Source organism: Halomonas sp. GFAJ-1, assembly GCF_000236625.2.
GTDB lineage: Bacteria > Pseudomonadota > Gammaproteobacteria > Pseudomonadales > Halomonadaceae > Vreelandella.
In genome coordinates this window covers 1-1,316 of record NZ_AHBC01000068.1, presented here as the reverse complement: position 1 = coordinate 1,316, position 1,316 = coordinate 1, and the positions used below count along the sequence as shown (strand labels likewise).

The following is a 1,316-nucleotide window of genomic DNA, read 5'->3' as shown; positions in this document are numbered from 1 at the left end:
TACAAGGAAGTGTAGAAATGGATAAAGTAACAGCAGATGAGTATAAGTGGCCAGGTGATGAAAATAAAGGTGCCAGGTTAGCAGGCTTAGGTGGCGACAATTTAAATATTCGTTTAGAGAAAGTTCTTAGCCTTTACGGCCCCCTTAATGAAGAGTCCATAGAAGCCCTGTCCCGCGTGTATAAAAGAGACGTGGAGCTAAAAAAGAACCAGAAGGTTTTTTCGTTATGTAATGAAAAGTCAGATCTTTTTTTAGTAAAAGAGGGCTGGGTTAGCTTGGCGCATGCTGCAATTAAAAGAGGTCAAGATATATGTAATATATTTATGCCCGGCGACATTATTGGGCTGCGTGAGAGTTTTTTTGATAATCATGATGTCGCGATGTTGGCATTAACTAACTGTAAGTTAGAAAGGTTTTCTGTGAGTGACTTGCATCAGCTTTTTAGGGAGCGTGATGAAGTGAGGGAAGCTGCTACCTCTTATGTGCTTGTGAATGACAATATTTCAATCGAACGGCTTAGAAGCTGCACACATCACCGGTCAGAAGAGCGCGTAGCGCATTTTTTACTTGAAGTTTATGAAAGGTTTAAATTTAAAGGGTTGTTAACCAGTAATGTTTTTTCATTTCCCGTGACGCAAAATGTAGTGGGGGAGCTTCTTGGAATGACCAGTGTTCACGTTAGCCGCTGTATGACAGCGCTGGAGCAGAAAAAACTCATTCGTAAAACGCGCAGTAGCATCAAGATAATACAGCCCGAGGAGATGGCAAAAATTACAGATTTTGATAAGGCGTTTGTTTATGGGCATGTGTGTTTGCATTAATGGTTAAGGTAGGGCACTTTGAGAAAGAATTAACCGTTGTTTCGCTGTGGTCTATTGGTTTTCAGATGATAGGTGTATTTTTAATTTTTGTTAAAGTGATTGGGGTTGTGTTTTAAGTGTTTGTTTTTAAACAGTTTTTTAGCGATCTTTTGCGGCCCGCTATTAATTAAATAGTTGATGTTATAACTTGGGTTATAAAGCGGCTACGTGTAGGTTGCAAGCTTGCTTGTAATGGCTACATTAATCGTTGTGCTAAGTTTTCATGAAAATCAGCTTATGCACAACGGAAGTCGTTTATGTTTTAACGGTATTACATTTGGCCTGAAATTTAATCATACAAGGAGTGGATTAGGTTTTGTACGAAAAGTTGGCTCGCAAGCAACGGTCGATGCACGCCACGCATACCATCGCCTTAAAGCTACTTGCCAGCTTTTCATAGCGTGTGGCGATCCGGCGACATTCTTTAAGCCAGCTAAAGCAGCGTTCTATCACATT

Annotated in this window: 2 protein-coding genes; one reads left to right on the top strand and one right to left on the bottom strand. The window is 40.3% G+C overall.

Translation table 11 applies throughout. From position 1 onward, the window contains the following. Nucleotides 1-821 (top strand): Crp/Fnr family transcriptional regulator (locus MOY_RS16025; protein ID WP_009101892.1); only part of this gene is annotated, 821 nt, incomplete at its 5' end. Nucleotides 822-1,169: 348 nt separating this feature from the next. Here MOY_RS16025 and MOY_RS16020 read toward each other — a convergent pair. Then, nucleotides 1,170-1,316, bottom strand: a 147-nt coding sequence (locus MOY_RS16020) for an IS5 family transposase (RefSeq protein WP_009101889.1), incomplete at its 5' end; no start/stop codon positions are given.